At 72.1% G+C, this 15,781-nt stretch carries 12 protein-coding genes; 5 read left to right on the top strand and 7 right to left on the bottom strand.

Features of this window, described 5'->3' with window-relative positions:
* Positions 1–17: 17 nt before the first annotated feature.
* Positions 18–521, bottom strand: coding sequence for a transcriptional regulator NrdR (gene nrdR / locus ACWD6N_RS24090; RefSeq protein WP_354963158.1), 504 nt, complete (start codon positions 519–521; stop codon positions 18–20).
* 592 nt (positions 522–1,113) lie between these two features.
* Between nrdR and lexA the strand changes: the two genes are divergently transcribed.
* Positions 1,114–1,899, top strand: coding sequence for a transcriptional repressor LexA (lexA, locus tag ACWD6N_RS24085; protein WP_354963159.1), 786 nt, complete (start codon positions 1,114–1,116; stop codon positions 1,897–1,899).
* 92 nt (positions 1,900–1,991) lie between these two features.
* On the opposite strand, the gene ACWD6N_RS24080 is transcribed toward lexA, so the two are convergent.
* Together ACWD6N_RS24080 and hflX are read right to left on the bottom strand one after the other, a co-directional pair.
* Positions 1,992–3,680 carry a hypothetical protein gene (locus tag ACWD6N_RS24080; protein WP_450005178.1) on the bottom strand — a complete coding sequence of 563 codons (1,689 nt, stop codon included), beginning with the start codon at positions 3,678–3,680 and terminating at the stop codon, positions 1,992–1,994.
* Positions 3,681–3,730: 50 nt separating this feature from the next.
* Positions 3,731–5,185 (bottom strand): GTPase HflX, encoded by a 1,455-nt coding sequence (gene hflX / locus ACWD6N_RS24075; protein WP_354963161.1) that lies wholly within the window; start codon positions 5,183–5,185, stop codon positions 3,731–3,733.
* A 184-nt stretch (positions 5,186–5,369) separates the two neighbouring features.
* On the opposite strand from hflX, the gene ACWD6N_RS24070 reads away from it, so the two are divergent.
* Positions 5,370–6,836, top strand: coding sequence for an NAD-dependent malic enzyme (locus ACWD6N_RS24070; protein WP_354963162.1), 1,467 nt, complete (start codon positions 5,370–5,372; stop codon positions 6,834–6,836).
* Positions 6,837–7,125: 289 nt separating this feature from the next.
* On the opposite strand, the gene dapF is transcribed toward ACWD6N_RS24070, so the two are convergent.
* Genes dapF through ACWD6N_RS24055 form a run of 3 tightly spaced genes read right to left on the bottom strand, consistent with a single transcriptional unit; the run spans position 7,126 to position 9,630 of the window.
* Positions 7,126–7,977 carry a diaminopimelate epimerase gene (dapF, locus tag ACWD6N_RS24065; protein ID WP_354963163.1) on the bottom strand — a complete coding sequence of 284 codons (852 nt, stop codon included), beginning with the start codon at positions 7,975–7,977 and terminating at the stop codon, positions 7,126–7,128.
* 7 nt (positions 7,978–7,984) lie between these two features.
* Positions 7,985–8,917: a tRNA (adenosine(37)-N6)-dimethylallyltransferase MiaA gene (gene miaA, locus ACWD6N_RS24060; protein ID WP_354963164.1), complete on the bottom strand. Its 933-nt coding sequence runs from the start codon at positions 8,915–8,917 to the stop codon at positions 7,985–7,987.
* Positions 8,914–9,630 carry a class III extradiol dioxygenase subunit B-like domain-containing protein gene (locus ACWD6N_RS24055; protein ID WP_354963165.1) on the bottom strand — a complete coding sequence of 239 codons (717 nt, stop codon included), beginning with the start codon at positions 9,628–9,630 and terminating at the stop codon, positions 8,914–8,916. Before ACWD6N_RS24055 ends, miaA begins: the two co-directional genes overlap by 4 nt.
* Positions 9,631–9,831: 201 nt before the next feature.
* Here ACWD6N_RS24055 and ACWD6N_RS24050 point away from each other — a divergent pair, with 201 nt between their 5' ends.
* Together ACWD6N_RS24050 and ACWD6N_RS24045 are read left to right on the top strand one after the other, a co-directional pair.
* Positions 9,832–11,040 carry a DUF349 domain-containing protein gene (locus tag ACWD6N_RS24050; protein ID WP_354963166.1) on the top strand — a complete coding sequence of 403 codons (1,209 nt, stop codon included), beginning with the start codon at positions 9,832–9,834 and terminating at the stop codon, positions 11,038–11,040.
* 424 nt (positions 11,041–11,464) lie between these two features.
* The gene (locus ACWD6N_RS24045) at positions 11,465–13,045 is read left to right on the top strand and encodes a cellulase family glycosylhydrolase (protein WP_450005177.1); all 1,581 of its coding nucleotides are present in this window, start codon (positions 11,465–11,467) and stop codon (positions 13,043–13,045) included.
* 97 nt (positions 13,046–13,142) lie between these two features.
* On the opposite strand, the gene miaB is transcribed toward ACWD6N_RS24045, so the two are convergent.
* Positions 13,143–14,636, bottom strand: a complete 1,494-nt coding sequence (miaB, locus tag ACWD6N_RS24040; RefSeq protein WP_387325344.1) for a tRNA (N6-isopentenyl adenosine(37)-C2)-methylthiotransferase MiaB — start codon at positions 14,634–14,636, stop codon at positions 13,143–13,145.
* 219 nt (positions 14,637–14,855) lie between these two features.
* On the opposite strand from miaB, the gene ACWD6N_RS24035 reads away from it, so the two are divergent.
* Positions 14,856–15,764 carry an alpha/beta fold hydrolase gene (locus ACWD6N_RS24035; protein WP_354963169.1) on the top strand — a complete coding sequence of 303 codons (909 nt, stop codon included), beginning with the start codon at positions 14,856–14,858 and terminating at the stop codon, positions 15,762–15,764.
* The last annotated feature ends 17 nt before the right edge of the window (positions 15,765–15,781 follow it).

Below are 15,781 nucleotides of genomic sequence, written 5' to 3'. Positions count from 1 at the left end.
TGTCAGCAACACAAACCTCAGTTGGTACGGCCGGCGGTCCCCGCCGCCCCGGCCTGGGCCGCGCCCTCCCGGGCGCGGGCCGCGGCCCGCAATGTCTCGATCTCCTGCTCGAAGTCGGCGAGCGAGTCGAAGGACCGGTAGACGCTGGCGAACCGCAGGTACGCCACCTCGTCCAGGTCCCGCAGAGGGCCCAGGATGGCCAGCCCCACGTCATGGCTGGGGATCTCGGCGGCACCCTTGGCCCGCACGGTCTCCTCGACCTTCTGGGCCAGCAGCGCGATCGAGTCCTCGTCGACGGGCCGGCCCTGGCACGCCTTGAGCACCCCGCCGATGATCTTCGTACGGCTGAACGGCTCGGTCACCCCGCTGCGCTTGACGACCGCGAGGACCGCCTCCTCGACGGTGGTGAACCGCTTGCCGCACTCCGGGCAGGACCGTCGCCGCCGGATGAGCTGACCGTCGTCGGCCTCCCGCGAGTCGACCACCCGGGAGTCGGCGTACCGGCAGTACGGACACCGCATCGCCTACCTCCTAATCATGATCAACCACGGTTGCGCCGGGCACTCCCGGGCACGGCTCGCCACGACGGTGCCGTCCGGAGACGGCGCCCGCCGTGGTCGACGTTACGAGAGTGCGGTCGGCAGTCGGACCCAACCTGTAGGCAACTTACGCCCGTGTCACTACTACATCTAGGGGTTGACCGTATGTCGCTGGCGAACCCGGGTCAAGTTGGCTGGCGTGTCCGGCGCGTCACGGACCATCCGGTCATCCACCCCCAGCGCTCCACCGGAAGACCCAACGCCGGACCCCCGCCGCGGTTACCGGCCAACGGGCCGAAGTAGCCCGCAAAACGACCGAGGATCGAACACCCGTGCTATCCGACGTACCATTTATCAGAACATCCGTACGACAGGAGCGGTTTTTCACCCCGACACGCCGGTGAGAGGTCGTACAGATGTTTGAAAATGACCGATCTCACCTATACGGTCAGGAACAGCCGGGTGCGATGGATCTTCGCCACACGCGGCGACGCACCACCCCCAGCACCGTCGTGGCACCACCGCACGCACCACGAGCCGACGAGGCACCCAGCGCCGACCAGGGAGGACGGACGTGACCGAGGACCGGGCCAGCCGGCCGAAGAGCCCGCAGCAGATCACCGAGGCGGGCCCGCCGGCCACCCGACGCCGCAGCGCCGCGCGCAGCCGGACGGGCCAGCCCGTCGTGCGCCCGGTCACCCCGGTGGTCAGCACCTTCCCCGACCCGGCGACGGTCGACCTGACCGCCCGCCAGCGCCGCATCCTGGAGTTCATCCGCAGCTGGGTGGAGCGCCACGGCTACCCGCCGAGCGTCCGGGAGATCGGCGAGGCGGTCGGCCTCGTGTCGCCGTCCAGCGTCGCCTACCAGCTCAAGGAGCTGGAAAAGAAGGGCTTCCTGCGCCGCGACCCCAACCGGCCGCGCGCGGTGGACGTCCGGGCCCCGAGCGAGGCCATCGACGACGAACTGTCCCGCGCGCAGCGGCCGACCCCGGCATACGTGCCGATGCTCGGCCGGATCGCCGCCGGTGGGCCGATCCTCGCCGAGCAGGCGGTGGAGGACATCTTCCCCCTCCCCCGCGAGCTGGTGGGCGAGGGCGAGGTCTTCATGCTCCAGGTCAAGGGCGACTCGATGCTCGACGCCGCGATCTGTGACGGCGACTGGGTGGTCGTCCGGCAGCAGCCCACCGCCGACTCGGGCGAGATCGTGGCAGCCATGCTCGATGGCGAGGCGACCGTCAAGACCTACCGGCGGCGCGACGGGCACGTCTGGCTGATGCCGCAAAACCCAGCCTTCGACCCGATCCCCGGTGACGACGCCACCATCATGGGCCGGGTCGTGGCGGTGCTGCGCCGGATCTGACCGGTCCGCGGGTGAGTGCCCACGGCACTCACCCGCGCCGCCCAGGGCGGTGCAGTCGTTCAGGGTGCGTCAGGGCACGTGGCCGGGACGCGTCAGTAGCGGTCGCCCCGGTGGCCGCGACCGCCCCCGGGATACTGCCCGTACGGGTCCACGGGCGCGTCCTCTTCACGCCGACGACCGGGCCGCTGGCCCCGGTAGTCCGGCTCCGGCCCACCACGCCGTGGCGGCTCCGCCCGACCGCCGCTGGGCTGGCCACCACCACCGGGCTGGCCTCCGCCGCCGTACACGCCTCCGCCGGAACGGCCACCGCCCGGAGGACGACCGCCGCCACCCGCCGGCCGACCACCGCCGCCCGCCGGGGGACGACCCCCGCCGTAGACGCCGGGCGGGCCGCCCGCCGGGGCAGGGCCGTAGCCACCGTCGGCGGCCGCGGGACGGCCACCGCCGTACACCCCGCCGCCCGCCGGGGCGGGACCACCACGACCCGCGCCGCCGCCGTACGTCCCGCCGCCGGCGCCGTAGACCGCCCCACCGGCCGGCGCGCCACCACCGTAGACGCCACCCGCACGGTCACCGGCCGGGAACCCGTCGTCGGCACGGGCGCCGGGCGGGCCCAGAGGCTCGCCGTCCGGATCCGACCGGTCGGAGCCATCGGCGGTCGGCGGGCGGCGGCGGGCCCGGAGGATGCCGACGATGCCCGCACCAACCAGCAGCAGGCCGATCAGCCCGACCGCGCCGACCAGGTACGTGATGTCGTCGAAGCTCATCCCGTCGATCCAGGACTTGGAGGCGGCCGACTTGGACTCACCGGCATCCTCCGCCAGCGGTTGCGCCGTTGAGGTGGACGGCGTGTAGCTGAGGATGTCGACCGTCTCCTCCTCGGTGAACTGCTGGCCGTCGGAGACGGTGAGGAAGGTCTTGCCGTCCGTGGTGTAGCTGATGGCCTCACCGAACGGGTCCGTGAGCGGCGTCACCCGGGGCTTGCCAGTGGTGAGCGCGCCGACGATGTCGCCGCCGGTCACGTCGAACTCGAAGGCGTCCGCGTAGGTGCGCAGGACCACCCGGGTGCCGTCCGGCGACCGCGCCGCGCCGGTGATCGCGACCCGGCCGAACGTGTTGAGCGGGTTCTCGGTCTCTGTCCTGGGCAGCGCGATGTCGCCGACCTTGCGCATCGGCACCGGGTCGGTGTCGCCGTTCTTCAGCGCCGCCGTGGGGGTGTAGATCTCGGCCTTCCCGCTGGTCACCTTGGTGATGATCAGCGGTTTGCCATCGTTGCCGATGAGCAGCGCCTCGGCGTCGTGGGGCTTGCCCTCGGGGTAGGAGAGCCGGTGCAGCACCGGCTCCTTGCCGCCGGTGACCGGCATCGACCAGAGCGCGACCCGCTTACGGCGCTCCTTGGCGAAGACGTTGTCGCCGGTGTCCGCGATCCAGAGGGTCGCGCCGTTCGGTGAGAGAGCGAGGTCCTCGGTGTCGAACGGGCCATCCCCCGAGTAGCGGACCGGGTCCTTCGAGATCTTGCATTTGCTGTCCAGGAAGAAGACCCGCTTGCGTGCCGAGACCTCGGTGCCGTCGTTGATGACGATGTAGCCGCTCTTGGTCACCACCATCCCGGACAGCTCGCGCAGTCGCTCGTCGGCGATCGTGCACCGCTTCTTACCGGGAGTGACGGCGGGCGCTTCGAGAGATGCGGGGGCGGGAGCGGCGACAGCCACTCCGGCGAGCGCCACGGTTGCCCCGAACAGGCCGAGGGCAACCGTGACCGAGGAAACAACGCGGCGCATTCGGTCAGTGTCGCATGCCGCGCGTTTCCGGGGGATGACGCCGGGGCCGCTCAGCGCCGGCTGCCGGCCGTCTGCCCCTGTCGCTCAACGTCGAACGGCGCCAACTCGGCGGCGAGCGCCTCGCCGACCCGCACGTGCAGCAGGGTGCCTTCCGGCAGGTGCGACGTGCTGAGCACCTCGCCCGTACGGTGCACCCGTGCCACCAGGTCACCCCGGTCGTACGGCAGGACGGCCCGGACCTCCACGGCCGGTCGGGGAAGCCGCTCCTCGATCGCCTCGCGCAGCCCTTCGACGCCCCGCCCGGTGTGCGCGGAGACGAAGATCGCGTCCGGCCAGAGCCGCTTGAGCCGCAGCAGCGTGTCCTCGTCGGCCGTGTCGGTCTTGTTGACCACCAGCAGCTCGGGGAGCCGGTCGGCGCCCACCTCGGCGAGCACCTCGTGGACCGCCCGTACCTGCTCCTCCGGGTCCGGGTGGGCGCCGTCGACGACGTGCACCACCAGATCCGCCTCGGCGACCTCCTCCAGCGTCGAGCGGAACGCCTCGACGATCTGGTGCGGCAGGTGCCGGACGAAGCCGACCGTGTCCGAGAGGGTGTAGAGGCGCCCGTCGGCGGCGGTGGCCTTACGGGTGGTCGGGTCCAACGTCGCGAAGAGCGCGTTCTCCACCAGCACACCCGCGCCGGTCAGCCGGTTGAGCAGGCTGGACTTGCCGGCGTTGGTGTAGCCGGCGATGGCCACCGCGGGGACGGCGTTACGGGTGCGCCGTGCGCGCTTGGTCACGCGTACCGTCTTCATGCTCTTGATCTCGCGGCGCAGCCGGGAGATGCGGTGCCGGATGCGCCGCCGGTCGGTCTCCAGCTTGGTCTCACCGGGGCCACGCACACCCACGCCGCCGCCGGCGCCGCCGCCGCGACCGCTACCACCGGTCTGCCGCGAGAGCGTCTCGCCCCAACCGCGCAGCCGCGGCAGGAGGTATTCCAGCTGGGCCAGCTCGACCTGCGCCTTGCCCTCCTTGCTCTTGGCGTGCTGGGCGAAGATGTCGAGGATCAGCGCCGTCCGGTCGACCACCTTGACCTTGGTGCGCTGCTCCAGGTTGCGCAGCTGGGACGGGGACAGCTCACCGTCACAGATCACCGTGTCGGCGCCCGTGGAGAGCACCACAGCGCCGAGGTCGTCGACCTTGCCGCGGCCGATGTAGGTGGCCGGGTCGGGTCGCGTACGGCGCTGAATCAGCCCCTCGAGCACCTGCGAGCCGGCGGTCTCGGCGAGCGCGGCCAGCTCGGTCAGCGAGTTCTCCGCATCGGTCACCGTGCCCTCGGTCCAGACCCCCACCAGGACGACCCGTTCCAGCCGCAGCTGCCGGTATTCCACCTCGGTGACGTCGGTGAGCTCGGTGGAGAGGCCCGGTACGCGTCGTAGCGACTGCCGCTCCGACAGCTCCATCTCGCCGGTGGTGACGTCGTCGAGCTCGTCCTCGACGGGGACAAAGCTCTCCTGGTCTCGCAAGCGGTTCTCCTGTCCGTTTTGATAAGTAGAACGTAATCCTGACATGTGTCAACGCCGAGCGCACCTGCTATATGCCCGTGCCGAAGGTCGCCAAAAGCGGGGGCGAATGCCGGTCGACCTCGACAACCCGGTAGAAATGCTGGGCGGCGGCCGAGCGGCCGCACAGCTGTGACGGAGGGACCCCGTGGCCATCACCCGACTGCCGAGCGCCGGATTCTCGATCACCATCCGGATCGCCGTGACCGCGGACGCCTCCTCGATCGGCCGGCTCACCACCTCGGTCGGCGAGGCGGGGGCGATCGTCACGGCGCTGGACGTGGTGGACTCCGACCCGACCCACGTGATCGTCGACCTGACCTGCGACACCGCCGACGCCGGCCATGCCGACCAGGTGGTGGACGCGCTGACCGCGCTGGACGGCGTGGACGTGCGCAAGGTGTCGGACCGGACGTTCCTGCTGCACCTCGGCGGCAAGATCGAGGTGACCTCGAAGGTCGCGCTGCGCAACCGCGACGAGCTGTCCCGGGCGTACACCCCCGGGGTGGCCCGGGTCTGCATGGCGATCGCCGAGAACCCGGCGGACGCCCGCCGGCTGACCATCAAGCGCAACACCGTCGCGGTGGTCAGCGACGGCTCGGCGGTGCTCGGCCTGGGCAACCTGGGCCCGGCCGCGTCGCTGCCGGTGATGGAGGGCAAGGCGGCGCTGTTCAAGCGCTTCGGCGGGGTGGACGCCTGGCCGGTGGTCCTGGACACCCAGGACACCGACGAGATCGTGGCCATCGTCAAGGCGATCGCGCCGGCGTACGGCGGGATCAACCTGGAGGACATCGCCGCGCCGCGCTGCTTCGAGATCGAGGCCCGACTGCGTGAGCTGCTGGACATCCCGGTCTTCCACGACGATCAGCACGGCACCGCGATCTGCGTGCTGGCCGCGCTGACCAACGCGCTGCGGGTCGTGGGCAAGCAGCTCGCGGACGTGCGGGTGGTGGTCTCCGGCGCCGGCGCGGCCGGCACGGCGATCATGAAGCTGCTGCTGCGCCAGGGCGTCGGCGACATCATCGCGTACGACCGGGAGGGCGCCCTGCACCGTGGGCTGACCGGGCTCAACTCGGCGTGGCAGTGGCTGGCGGACAACACCAACAAGGAGAACTACTCCGGCGACCTGCCGGGTGCGATCCGGGGCGCGGACGTCTTCATCGGGGTCAGCGCGCCGAACCTGCTCACCGGCGACGACATCGCCCAGATGGCCAAGGACTCGATCGTCTTCGCGCTGGCCAACCCGGACCCGGAGGTCGACCCGCGGGAGGCACGCAAGCACGCCGCCGTGGTGGCCACCGGCCGCTCGGACCAGCCGAACCAGATCAACAACGTGCTCGCCTTCCCCGGGGTGTTCCGCGGCATGCTGGACGCGCACGCCGAGGAGTTCACCGAGGAGATGGCGCTCGCCGCCGCCCAGGCCATCGCCGACGTGGTCGGCGAAGACAAGATCAACCCGACGGTGATCGTGCCCAGCGTCTTCGACTCCCGGGTCGCCCCGGCGGTCGCCGCCGCGGTCCGCGCCGCCGCCCACAACCCCAGCCCGCTGCCGGCCGCCGACCCGGGCCCCGCCGACCTCCCCGAGATCGCCGCCAACGCCAGCGCCACCCCCTGACGGACTGATCGACGCGGAGCCGGCCCGGCACACGCCGGTATCGACGTGAGCGGGGGAGACGACCGGTTGGTGGTCGTCTCCCCCGCTTTGCTCTGCTTCAACCACCGCAACGGTCGGTGTCCGATTACCGGACATCAACCGTTGCGTGGGGTGAAGCAGAGCAAAGGCTTCGCGGTGACCGACCGCGGTCGAGCGCGGCACACGGGCGACCAGCAGACGCGGCACACGGGCGACCAGCAGACGCGGCACGCGGGCGGCAGAGGACCGGACGGGCCAGCGCCGCCGGGCGTCAGGCCGAGGCGGGCAGCGCAGCGAGGTCGACCTCGCCGCTGGCCACCAGGAGGGCGGGGCCGGACAGCCAGCAGGAGTCCTCGGTGACGGTCACCGTGACCCGGCCGCCGGGAACGTCGACGGCGACGCTGCCGGTGTCCCGGGCCGCGTCGCGCAGGGCCACCGCGGCCACCGCGCAGGCGCCCGTGCCGCAGGAGAGGGTCTCCGCGCTGCCGCGCTCGTACACCCGCATCAGGGTGTGCTCGTCGGTGCCGTCGACCGGCTCGCCCGGCACGATGAACTCCACGTTCACGCCGCTCGGGAAGAGCGCCGGGTCGAATCCGGGCGCGGTGGCGAGATTCAGCGTGGACAGCTCCAGACCGGCCGGCAGGACGCAGACCAGGTGGGGGTTGCCGACGTCCACGGCGGTGCCGGGCAGGGTCAGCCCGCCGAGCGTGGCGGTCGAGTCGGCGTGCAGCCGGGGGCGGCGCATCTCGACGGCGATGACGTCCCCCTCGACCCGCGCGCGCACGACGCCTGCCCTCGTGGCCACCGGCAGCGCCACACCGGCCGGCATGGCCAGCCCGGTGTCGACCAGGTAGCGGACGAAGACCCGGGCGCCGTTGCCGCACATCTCGGCCAACGAGCCGTCGGAATTCCAGTAGTCCATGAACCACTCGGCCTCACCGGCCTGCCCGGCACCCTCCGGATGCTTGGCCGCGCGGACCACTCGCAGCACCCCGTCCGCGCCGATGCCCCGCCGCCGGTCGCAGAGCGCCGCGACCAGCTCCGGGGTCAGATCGAGCTGACCGTCCGGGTCGGGGAGAACGACGAAGTCGTTGCCGGTGCCATGGCCCTTGGTGAACTCCACGCCCCCATCATCGCGCAGGAGCGGGCACCAGACGCAGGGCGGCCTCGATCACGTCCGGCGCGGCCGAATCCAGCCAGTGGATCCGCGGGTCGCGCCGGAACCAGGACCGCTGCCGGCGGACGAACCGCCGGGTGGCCCGGACCGTCTCGTCGTGCGCCTTCGTCTCGGTCAACTCACCGGCGAAGAACCGCAGCACCTGCTGGTAGCCGAGCGCCCGGCTGGCCGTCCGCCCCTCGGGCAACCCCCGCCCGACCAGCTCGCGGGTCTCGGCCAGCAGGCCGTCGGCCCACATCCGGTCGACCCGCAGCGCGATCCGCTCGTCCAGCAGCCCGGTGTCAAGGTCGACTCCGAGCTGCACCGACGGGTAGTACGGGGCCGGCTCCGGCAACGACGCCGTGAACGGGGCACCGGTGAGCTCGATCACCTCCAGGGCCCGGACGATCCGCCGGCCGTTTCCGGGCAGGATGCCCTCGGCGGCGGCCGGGTCGGCCGCGCGCAGCCGCGCGTACAGCGGCGCCGGGCCGACCTCGGCCAGCTCCCGTTCCAGCCGCTCGCGCAGCTCCGGGTCGGTGCCGGGGAAGTCGAAGCGCTCCAGGACCGCCCGCACGTACAGCCCTGAGCCGCCGACCAGCAGCGGCACCCGCCCCCGGGACAGGATGTCGTCCACCGCCGCGCGGGCCAGACGCTGGTATTCCGCGACGCTGGCCGGCTCGGTGACCTCCCAGATGTCCAGCAGGTGGTGCGGCACCCCGTCCCGCTCGGCGGGGGTCAGCTTGGCGGTGCCGATGTCCATGCCACGGTAGAGCTGCATCGAGTCGGCGTTGACCACCTCCCCGTCCAGGGCATGCGCCAACGCGATGCTCAACGCCGACTTGCCCGCCGCGGTCGGGCCGACCACCGCGACGACGGTGCCGATCGGGCGGCCCCCGTCGCCACTCACGCCGGCACCCAGGACGCCACGAAGTAGGCGACGCCGTACGGGGCCGAGTCGTGCAGCAGCTCGCCGCGCCACCCGCCGCCGGTCGACCGGGCCACGCCGGCGAGCACCTGCCAGGGCGCCCGGCCGGCGGCCTTCAGCTCGGCGGACACAACCGGGTCGAGATCGAGCAGGACATCCACGTCCGCCTCGGCCAGGGCGGTCGCCACCCGCTGGTCGTACGCGTTGGCGCGCGGGTCGTCGTACCCCGGGGACTTCTCCCCCCGACAGGCCGACCCGTCCCCGAGCACCAGCAGTGCCACCCGGGCACCCACAGCGCCGACCTCGTCGGCGAGCGCGGCCAGCTCGGCGGGGGCGGCGTCGGCGGCCACCTGCACGGCGGTCACCGGCAGCCGCACGGCGTGCCGGGCCAGCAGCCACGCACCGATGGTCAGGCTCAGCGGCAGCACCGCGCCCCGGTCCGGCTGGCCGGGGGCGAGCGGCACGTCCAGGTCGACGCCCCAGGGCTGCAGGGAGCCGGTGGCCGGAGGCGGGACCGGGCCGGTCACCGGGCCGGCGCCGAGCAGCACCACGGTGGACGGGTCGGCGGCCAGCAGCCCGCGTACGGCGGTGTCGCAGGCCGCCCGCAAATCGTCCAACTCGGGCGCGGCGGCGCCCGCCACCTCAGGCACGAGCAGGGGCGGATGCGGGCAGACGGCGGCGGCGACCAGTGGCACCCGTTTACCGTAGCGGGAATCCCCGGTGCGTCTCCGCGCTGATCCGGTCAATCGGGCCCTAGGACACCGTATGGTCACGGTCGGCGATAGGCGCTCGACGCGGACCGGGTCGGACCTGTGACAATGCCGGAAGCAACTTGGCTGCGCCGTGGCGGCGACGGGGGACGGTTCCCTCGACGCCGGGAGAACGAGGATGGGCACATGAGCGACTGGACTGCCTTCGGACGGGTGGACGCGGACGGCACCGTGTACGTCAAGACCACCGAGGGCGAGCGGGTGGTCGGATCCTGGCAGGCGGGAGCACCGGAGGAGGGCCTCGCGCACTTCGCACGGCGCTTCGCCGATCTGGTGACCGAGGTGGACCTGACCGAAGCGCGGCTCAACTCGGGTGCGGCGGACGCCGGGCACTCGCTGAGCACGATTCGGCGGATCCGCGCCTCGCTGCCCGAGGCCCACGTGGTCGGCGACATCGACGCGCTGGCCGCGCGGCTGGACAAGCTGGCCACCCTCGCCGAGGAGAAGGCCGGCGAGGCGCGTGCCGCCCGGGACGCCGCTCGCGGCGAAGCCCTGGCCCGCAAGACCGCGCTGGTCGAGGAGGCCGAGAAGCTCGCCGCCGAGTCAACCGGCTGGAAGACCGCCGGCGACCGGCTCAAGGAGATCCTCGACGAGTGGAAGACCATCCGCGGAGTCGACAAGAAGGCCGATGGTGAGCTGTGGAAGCGGTTCGCCGCCGCCCGGGACGGCTTCACCCGGCGCCGGGGCGCCCACTTCGCCTCCCTGGACGCGCAGCGCAAGCAGGCGCAGACCGCCAAGGAGGAGCTGGTCGCCGAGGCGGAGACGCTCAAGGACTCCACCGACTGGGCGGCCACCGCCAACCAGCTCAAGGAGCTGATGACCCAGTGGAAGGCCGCGCCGCGCGCCTCCAAGGAGGCCGAGCAGAAGCTCTGGGAACGGTTCCGGGCCGCGCAGGACGCCTTCTTCAGCCGGCGCAGCGAGGTCTTCTCCGCCCGCGACAACGAGCAGCGCGCCAACCTGGAGCGCAAGCAGGCTCTGCTGGCCGAGGCCGAGGCACTGGACATCGACGCCGACCCGAAGGGCGCCCAGGCCAAGCTGCGGGACATCCAGGCCCAGTGGCACGAGGCCGGCCGGGTGCCCCGGGAGGCCGCCGCCGGGCTGGAGCGCCGGCTGCGCGTCATCGACGACAAGGTCCGCGAGGTGATGGATTCGGCCTGGCGCCGGACCACCAAGGAGGACAACCCGCTGCTCGCCCAGATGCGGTCGCAGGTGGCGGAGGCCGAGGACCGGCTGGCCCGGGCGCAGAGCGCCGGGGACGCTCGCCGGATCAAGGAGGCCGAGCAGGCCCTCGCCGCCAAGCGGCAGTTCCTCCAGCTCGCCGAGCAGGCCGGCTGACCTGACCTGAGCCTTCCGGAGCCCCGGTCCCGCACGGGACCGGGGCTCCGGCGTATCCGCACCCCGCACGCCGCCCCAAGGTCGCACTGGATCCTGGTTGTAGTGGCATCCACCCCAGGGTGAGACCACTACCTCCAGGATCGAGCACGATCATGCGGGGTGGGAGCGGCAGCCGGGGCCTTGTTGACGCATCGAGCTGGGCTGATGAGAATGGGCGCCGGAGCCAGGTTGGGTCACCGGCACGAGGGCGACGACGGCGGGACACCGCCGTCGGGGGTCGTCGGTGAGCCTCCGCGAGTGTCCCCGTCCGCGTGACCTCGGCCGTCGCGCACTGTCCGCGTACCCCCAAAGGGACCGTGGCGTGCGGACGGCCGCCCGCCCGCGCCGCCCACGGCGGGCGCCGGGCCTCCGAAGTGGAGCTCGCATGTTCCGTCCCACCGCACTTGGCGGCGCGCTGACCGCGCTCGTCACCGCCGCGGCCGGCGTGTTCATCGCCGCCGTCAGCACCAGCCCGGCCGCCGCAGCTGGAACCGGCACCGGGTACCTGCACACCAGCGGCAACCAGATCGTGGACAGCACCGGCACCACGGTCCGGCTGACCGGCATCAACTGGTTCGGCATGGAGACCGACAACAAGACCTTCCACGGGCTCTGGTCGAGCAACCCGTGGCGGGGGCAGCTCGACACGATGACCCGGCTCGGCTACAACACGCTGCGCGTGCCGTACTCGAACGACGCGCTGAAGCCGGGCGCGACCGCCAGCGGGATCAACGACTTCGTCAACCCGGACCTGGTCGGGCTCTCCCCGTTGCAGATCCTGGACAAGGTGATCGAGTACGCCGGGAGCAAGGGGATGCGGGTCATCCTGGACCGGCACCGGCCGACGTCGGCGGGGCAGTCGCCGCTCTGGTACACCTCGACCGTCTCCGAGGCAACCTGGATCAACGACTGGAAGATGCTCGCCCAGCGGTACGCGGGCAACCCCACGGTGATCGGCGCGGACCTGCACAACGAGCCGCACGCCGAGGGCACCAACCCGGCGGCCATCGGCGCCTGCTGGGGCTGTGGCGACCCGGCCCGGGACTGGCGGCTCGCCGCCGAGCGGGCCGGCAACGCGATCCTCGGCGGCCAGCCCAACTGGTTGATCTTCGTGGAGGGGGTGAGCTGCCCGAGTGGCGGCCTCTCCAACGTCTGGGATAACGACCCGAGCAACGACGAGGATTGCGGCTGGTGGGGTGGCAACCTGTCCAAGGCCGGCCAGTTCCCGGTACGGCTGGACGTGGCCAATCGACTCGTCTACTCACCGCACGAGTACGCCACGTCGGTCTACCGGCAGAGTTGGTTCGACGCGCCGGACTATCCGGCGAACATGCCAGCCATCTGGGACCGGTACTGGGGTTACCTCCACAAGCAGAACATCGCGCCGATCATGATGGGTGAGTTCGGCAGCACGCTGGCCGACCCGAAGGACCGGGTATGGCTGGAGAAGCTGATGGCCTACACCGGCACCGCGGTCACCGGGATGTCCTTCACCTACTGGTCGTGGAACCCCAACTCCGGCGACACCGGCGGCATCGCGCTGGACGACTGGACCAGCATCAACACCACGAAGCAGGCGATCCTCCAGCCGTACCTGATCGCGCCGTCCGGCGGCACCGGCCCGACGCCACCCACCGGCGGGCCGAGCAACCCGCCGACCGGCGCCTGCTCGGCCACCTACCGGCAGGTCAATGCCTGGCAGGGCGGCTTCCAGGGCGAGTTGACCGTGCGGAACGCCGGGTCGGCCGCGGTGAACCCGTGGTCGGTGACCTGGAGCTGGCCGTCCGGGGTGACGCTGGGGAGTGGCTGGAACGCCACCGTCACGCAGTCCGGTACGACTGTCACGGCCGCGGCCCCGAGCCACGCTCCGTCCCTGTCGGCGGGCGGGTCGGTCACCGTGGGCTTCACCGCCAACGGCACCGCGAGCGCCCCGGGCACGGTGCGGCTCAACGGCACCGGCTGCTGAGCTGCCGGGACTGCCCGGATCGCGATCTGACCGGCGCACAGTGAAAGGAAGGGCCCCTTGTTATCGCCGGGCGATAACAAGGGGCCCTTCCTTTCACTCAGTGGGCGGCGCAGCCGCTGGTGGGCGCGGCCGCGACCGCCGGGGCGCCGATCGTGGGCAGGCCGAGCAACACCCCGCGGGTACGCGGGGAGCGGCCCGCCTCGGCGGCGTCGCCGGCCCGGGTCCGCCGGTGCGCCAGCGGCGCGCCGTCGGCGTTGAGGTGATGCGGGGCGGCGTACGTCACCGCGGTGTGCACGATGTCCCCGGGCCGGATCTGATCGGCCAGCGACACACCATCGGACGCCGTGGTCGCGAAGTGCACCAGCCGACCGTCGCGGGCTCGGCCGGACATCCGGCCGGTCCGCTCGTCCTTGCGACCCTCGCCGACCGCGACCAGCACCTCGACGGTCTCCCCCACCAGGTGCTTGTTCTCCGCCCAGGTGATCTCCTCCACGGTGGCGACCAGCCGCTCGTAGCGCTCCTGCACGACCTGCTTGGGCAGCTGATCGTCCATCGTCGCCGCCGGGGTGCCGGGGCGCTTCGAGTACTGGAAGGTGAAGGCCGAGGAGAACCGGGCCTCGCGAACCACGTCCAGCGTCCGCTGGAAGTCGGCCTCGGTCTCGCCGGGGAAGCCCACGATGATGTCGGTGGTGATCGCCGCGTCCGGCATCGCCGCCCGGACCTTCTCGATGATCCCCAGGTAGCGGTCGGACCGGTAGGACCGGCGCATCGCCCGGAGCACTGCGTCGGAGCCGGACTGCAACGGCATGTGCAGCGAGTGGCAGACGTTCGGCGTCTCGGCCATCGCGGCGATCACGTCGTCGGTGAAGTCCTTCGGGTGCGGGCTGGTGAACCGGACCCGCTCCAGCCCGTCGATGTCGCCGCAGGCGCGCAGCAGCTTGCCGAACGCGTACCGGTCGCCGAACTCGACACCGTAGGAGTTGACGTTCTGCCCGAGCAGGGTCACCTCCAGTACGCCCTCGTCGACCAGAGCGCGCACCTCGGAGAGGATGTCGCCGGGGCGGCGGTCCTTCTCCTTGCCGCGCAGGGCGGGCACGATGCAGAACGTGCAGGTGTTGTTGCAGCCCACCGAGATGGAGACCCAGCCGGCGTACGTGGATTCACGCCGGGTGGGCAGCGTGGACGGGAAGACGTCCAGCGACTCCAGGATCTCCACCTCGGCGGCGGCGTTGTGCCGGGCTCGCTCCAGCAGCACCGGCAGCGCACCGATGTTGTGCGTGCCGAAGACCACGTCCACCCAGGGCGCCTTGCGGACGATCTCGCCACGGTCCTTCTGGGCCAGGCAGCCGCCGACCGCGATCTGCATCCCGGGGTGCTTGTCCTTCACCGGGCGCAGACGACCGAGGTTGCCGTAGAGCCGGTTGTCGGCGTTCTCCCGCACCGCGCAGGTGTTGAAGACGACGATGTCGGGGGTGTCGTCGGCCGGCGCCGCGCGTACGTAGCCGGCCTGTTCGAGCAGGCCGGAAATGCGCTCGGAATCGTGCACGTTCATCTGGCAGCCGTACGTCACGACGTTGTAGGTCCTAGCCACCCTCTTGGTGCCCCTTCCCCTCGAGCTACCAGGGTAGCGGCCCCGCCGGCGGGCCCGGCCGACCGGCATTGACCCGGTGACCCATGGCGGGGGCCCACGACGGGCAGTACGCTGCACAACAAGAATGTGTTCTGGGCGATTTCGGGGGCTTTGCACTCGGCGCCGCCGATGCGCGGCTCCGCACTCGGGGGAGCACATGACGACCCGCGGGAGGCAACCGTGACGCGACAACATGCGGCACAGCGCTCCGTCGCCACTCCGGACGGCCGGCACCTCGCGGTGGAGACCTCCGGCTCGCCGGACGGGCCCGCGGTCTTCCTGCTGCACGGTACGCCGGGCAGCCGCAGCGGTCCCCGCCCGCGCGGCATCGTCCTCTACCGCCTCGGCGTGCAACTCGTCTGCTACGACCGGCCCGGTTACGGCGACTCCTGCCGGCATGAGGGTCGACGGGTGGCCGACGCGGCGGCCGACGTGGCGGCCATCGCCGATGACCTCGGCATCGAGCGGTTCGCCGTGGTGGGCCGCTCCGGCGGCGGGCCGCACGCCCTGGCCTGCGCCGCGCTGCTGCCGGACCGGGTCACCCGGGCCGCCGTGCTGGTGGGGCTCGCCCCGGCCGGCGCACCCGACCTGGACTGGTACGCCGGCATGTCGGAGAACAACGTCGAGGACTACGGGCAGGCCGACGAGGACCTGGCCGAGCTCACGCTCAGTTTGCAGGTCCGCGCGGAACAGGCCCGGCGGGATCCGATGACGCTGCTGGAATTCCTCCGCCCCCAGCTGCCCGAGGCGGACATCCGGGTGGTCGACGACATCGCGATCCGCCGGCTGCTGACCGACATGTACGCCGAAGCGCTGCGGCACGGCCCCGAGGGCTGGATCGACGACGTGCTGGCGATACGACGGGGCTGGGGGTTCGACCTCGGCGCCATCCGCGCGCCGGTCCGGTTGTGGCACGGCGAGCAGGACCGGTTCTCCCCGGTGGAGCACTCCCGGTGGCTCGCCGCGCGGATCCCGCACGCCGAGGTCCAGGTGCAGGCCGGCGCCGCGCACTTCGGCGCGGTGGAGATCCTGCCGCAGACCCTGGCCTGGTTGGCCACGCCGGAACTCGCGGCCAGCCCGCAGCTGTAAGCCCGAGCCGCACCACG

Source organism: Micromonospora sp. NPDC005163 (assembly GCF_053599835.1).
The sequence above is the reverse complement of the archived record's forward strand: the minus strand, read 5'-3'. Positions and strand labels throughout refer to the sequence as shown.

Bases quoted from the DNA above. Each gene is read 5' to 3' on its own strand.
- nrdR (WP_354963158.1), bottom strand. From the start codon at position 521: ATGCGGTGTCCGTACTGCCGGTACGCCGACTCCCGGGTGGTCGACTCG.
- ACWD6N_RS24080 (WP_450005178.1), bottom strand. From the start codon at position 3,680: ATGCGCCGCGTTGTTTCCTCGGTCACGGTTGCCCTCGGCCTGTTCGGG.
- ACWD6N_RS24050 (WP_354963166.1), top strand. From the start codon at position 9,832: ATGAGCGACTGGACTGCCTTCGGACGGGTGGACGCGGACGGCACCGTG.
- ACWD6N_RS24045 (WP_450005177.1), top strand. From the start codon at position 11,465: ATGTTCCGTCCCACCGCACTTGGCGGCGCGCTGACCGCGCTCGTCACC.